The following is a 3,870-nucleotide window of genomic DNA, read 5'->3' on the forward strand; positions in this document are numbered from 1 at the left end:
ACCTTCGACTCGGATATCACTGCTGCCATTGCTCCTCCTGTTATCGGTTATCTGCCGCCGCAATACCTCTTGCATTGCTTCAGCTTGATGCCATCTTAGCCAGCTCATATAGAGGACGGCATTGACCTTGGTCAAGTTTTCACGCATCATCTTCGTAGCTGTCGACCATCCCTTAAAACACCTACATGACCCTCATAGAAAACCACCCAGAGAAAAACATCATTCGTGTTCAGCTCAGGCAAAATAATGTTTTAAAAGACTTGGACGAGAGCGAAATGCTCGAGTTGGAATCACATTTGATCGTAGTGGATGGTGGTAAAGGAGAAATTCTGCTGCACCAGGGCATCCATGAGATGGAGCAATATTTCATCCTGGACGGCATACTCAAGCGCGTAGTGACAAATCAGCAAGCCAAGGAAATGATCCTGCGCTTCGCCGACGAGCGCGACATGGAGACCAGTTACGCCGCATGGCGCCTGAAAACGCCGACGCCCTACAGCATCGTCTGCGTATCCAAGGCGCGGGTTGCCAAACTGCCATTGCAGCAATGGGCGGCGTTCATGGACAAGCACCCGAAACTGAAGCATGCCTTCGAATACGAAGTAATGCGCCTGATGAGCGAAATCATGGCGCACACCATCACCCTGCACCTGCTGGATGCGCCGGGCCGCGTGCACCGTTTCTTGCGCAAGCATCCGGATCTCTATGACCGCATGCCGAAAAAAGAACTTGCGACCTACCTGAATATTTCCCCCGAGACCCTGAGCCGGCTGAAACACCAGGGAAAAATCTAAAAGCAGCCAGCATCGTGTATACACTGCGTATACACGATGGCTCCCAAACGCCGAATCCGGCCGTTATAACCGCCCAACCTGGTCAAATCGACCGAATACTGTTGTATTCCTGGCAGATCTTCTTATATTGCAGCGCAAGATATTGACAGATGACATACCTGTTATTGGATAATGTCATTAGAAAAGTCATTATTGAAAATATATAATGCAAAGCAGCATAAGAGATTCTTACTTTGACAGGAGTACTACCGTGACTACAGCAACCAACAGCTACACCCCGGCAAGCAGCACTGGTTTTTCCGCAAAAGTGGCAGGCATCGCCTATGCTGTAGCCGCGACCCTTCTGGCAGTCGACCTGCGCGAGTCCCTCGACGCAGCAACTACCGGCGACAAGACAGACGCCACCTACACCTGGGGCCTGTAATTCCCGGTGCTGCAAGGTCACCCTGGTGACGCCTGCAGATGTAGCAAAAAACAGCCGATCATTGATCGGCTGTTTTATTTTTGGCAGCCGATTCAAAGCTCCCGGCAATCTTCCACGACGCCGCTCCCGCGCCGCAACATAATATAGATATCCGGTCAGGTTATATCACCAGGTAAAACCTAGGTCTAATTAAGAAAAAATGCGCAGGAAGATTGAGCCTGATCAATGCGCGGCCCGTGACATCTTCGTAGACTGATCCGATTGCCAACTACCGGGATCGGACTCCATGCGCGCCATCAACATCACCGCCTTCGGCGGACCAGAAGTCTTGCAGGTAAGCGAACAGCCTGTGCCGGCCTTCAAGGCCGGCGAACTGCTGATCAAGGTGCAAGCCGCCGGCGTCAACCGTCCAGACGTATTGCAGCGCGCCGGCCATTATCCGGTGCCGCCCGGCGCTTCTGCCTTGCCCGGCCTGGAAATCGCAGGAGAAATTGTCGACGGCGACTTCAGCAATACCGGATGGCGCAAAGGCGACTTGGTCTGCGCGCTGGTCCAGGGCGGCGCGTATGCCGAGTACTGCACGGCGCCGGCGGCGTTGTGCCTGCCGGTGCCGGCTGGCTGGAGCGTGCTGGAAGCGGCGTCGCTGCCGGAAACCTTTTTTACCGTATGGAGCAATGTATTCGACCGCTGCCATCTGGCGCCAGGCGAAACCTTGCTGGTCCAGGGCGGCACTTCCGGCATCGGCGTCGCTGCGATCCAGATCGCCGCCGCGCTCGGGCATCGGGTATTCGCCACCGCCGGTTCCGATGAAAAATGCCGGGCCTGCAAAGTGCTGGGAGCGGAACGCGGCATCAATTACCGTACGGAAGATTTTGTCGAAGTAGTCAAAACCGCCACCCAAGGCAAAGGCGTGGATGTGATTCTCGACATGGTGGCGGGCGATTATATCCAGCGTGAACTGAACTGCCTGGCGGACGACGGCAGGCTGGTGTTCATCGCCATGCTTGGCGGCGCCAAGGCAAACGTCCATTTCGGCCAGGTCCTGCTGCGCCGGCTGACGGTCACCGGATCAACCTTGCGCCCCAGGCCAGTGGCGTTCAAGGCTGCCATTGCCAGCCAGCTGCAGGCGCATGTCTGGCCGTTGCTGGAGAGCGGGAAAATCAAGCCGGTCATTTTCCAGACCTTCCCGCTCGAACAGGCTGCGCAAGCGCATGCACTGATGGAAAGCAATGCGCATATCGGCAAGATCATGCTTTCGTTATGACAGATTGAGCGGAACAGGCAGATGCAAGCGCGGGATGGCGTCAAACGCCATCCCGCGTGCTGACCCAGGACTAGCGCTTCACCGCGGCCGCGCCATGCGAATCGAACCCGGATGAATAGGCCGGCACGCCTTTATCCACCCAGCGCTTGCGCATCGGCGCCAGTATGAACTTGGCGACCAGGCCGGCGCCGATGGTGGTGATGGAGGCAGCCAGGAATACCCGGTTCCAGGCGCCGCCCGCGGACAGCACCGAAGTCAGCGGCACCAGCAAGGCTGCGGTGCCTTTCGCGGTGTAGAGCGTACCCGCGTTGCCGGCGGCGAACTTGCTGCCGAAGGTATCGGCGCAGATCGCTGGGAAGATCGAAAATATCTCGCCCCAGAACAGGAACACCAAGGCTGCAAACAGCATGAAGGCATACGGGTTATGGCCGTATTCCATCAATCCCAGCAAGGCCAGGCCTTCGCCTATGAAGACAATGAACATGGTGTTTTCACGGCCGATCTTGTCGGAGATGAACCCACACAGCGGCCGTGTGAAGCCATTGCAAAGATTATCGATGGAAAGCGTCATGGTGAGCAACGGCAGGGTCACGCCCAGCATCGTCATCGGCAGCTTGGCGATGCCGAAATCCTTGGCGATCGGCGCCAGCTGCGCAGTGGCCATCAGGCCGCCGGCGGCGACGGCGACGAACAGCACGTAGATCAGCCAGAACACCGGCGTCTTGATCATCTGTCCAGCCGTGTAGTCGATTTTTGTCATGGTGATCTTCTTCGATACCACCACGCCCTTGGGCGGCACCGGCCTCACCATCAGCAAGGCCAGCAGGAATATGCACACGCCTTGCAGGATGCCGAAGAACAGGAAAGCCCGTTCGTAGCCGGACGACTGGATCATGTTGGCGATCGGGATCACCGTCACCGCGGCGCCGGCGCCGAAGCCGGCGGCGGTCAGGCCTGCCGCCAAGCCGCGGCGGTCCGGAAACCATTTCAGCGCATTGCCGACGCATGTGCCGTACACGCAGCCGGCGCCTATGCCTGCAATGATCGCGGCGGCATACAGTTCGATCAGGTTGGTCGCCATCGAATTGATCACCCATCCGGCGCCGGCAAACAGCGCACCCATGGCAATCACCGGGCGCGGGCCGAATTTGTCGACCAGCCAGCCTTCGATCGGCACCAGCCAGGTTTCAGTCACGATGAAAATGGAAAACGATAATTGAATTGCTGCCTGGCCCCAATGATGTTTGGCGTCCATGGGGTTGACGAACAATGTCCAGGCATATTGCAGATTGGCGACCAAGCCCATGCAGATGATGCCGATAATCAGTTGAATCCAACGATTAGGAGCTCGCTTGGCGTTACTGGTGTCCATGTATCTTGTCTCCTGA

The 3,870-nt window shown here is 57.0% G+C and carries 4 protein-coding genes; 3 read left to right on the forward strand and 1 reads right to left on the reverse strand.

All coding sequences use genetic code 11. From position 1 onward, the window contains the following. Positions 1 to 185 precede the first annotated feature (185 nt). The 3 genes from JWQ61_RS06570 to JWQ61_RS06580 all read left to right on the forward strand — a co-directional run bounded on the left by JWQ61_RS06570 (position 186) and on the right by JWQ61_RS06580 (position 2,482). Entirely contained in the window at positions 186 to 794 is a 609-nt protein-coding gene (locus JWQ61_RS06570) for a Crp/Fnr family transcriptional regulator (protein WP_304359821.1), read from the forward strand. Between the two features lie 250 nt (positions 795 to 1,044). Next, on the forward strand, positions 1,045 to 1,218 hold the full coding sequence (locus JWQ61_RS06575; RefSeq protein ID WP_175501155.1) for a hypothetical protein: 174 nt from the start codon (positions 1,045 to 1,047) through the stop codon (positions 1,216 to 1,218). Positions 1,219 to 1,504: 286 nt separating this feature from the next. Then, a complete protein-coding gene (locus JWQ61_RS06580; RefSeq protein WP_304359822.1) occupies positions 1,505 to 2,482 on the forward strand; it encodes an NAD(P)H-quinone oxidoreductase in 978 nt (325 codons plus the stop codon). A gap of 70 nt (positions 2,483 to 2,552) precedes the next feature. Here JWQ61_RS06580 and oxlT read toward each other — a convergent pair whose 3' ends face one another. Further along, positions 2,553 to 3,854 carry an oxalate/formate MFS antiporter gene (gene oxlT / locus JWQ61_RS06585; protein WP_304359823.1) on the reverse strand — a complete coding sequence of 434 codons (1,302 nt, stop codon included), beginning with the start codon at positions 3,852 to 3,854 and terminating at the stop codon, positions 2,553 to 2,555. Positions 3,855 to 3,870: the final 16 nt, after the last annotated feature.

Source organism: Collimonas fungivorans, assembly GCF_028292705.1.
Classification (GTDB): Bacteria; Pseudomonadota; Gammaproteobacteria; order Burkholderiales; family Burkholderiaceae_D; genus Collimonas; species Collimonas fungivorans_B.

Excerpts from the sequence above, each read along its gene's own strand:
- oxlT (WP_304359823.1), bottom strand. The coding sequence starts at position 3,854 with ATGGACACCAGTAACGCCAAGCGAGCTCCTAATCGTTGGATTCAACTG.
- JWQ61_RS06580 (WP_304359822.1), top strand. The coding sequence starts at position 1,505 with ATGCGCGCCATCAACATCACCGCCTTCGGCGGACCAGAAGTCTTGCAG.
- JWQ61_RS06570 (WP_304359821.1), top strand. The coding sequence starts at position 186 with ATGACCCTCATAGAAAACCACCCAGAGAAAAACATCATTCGTGTTCAG.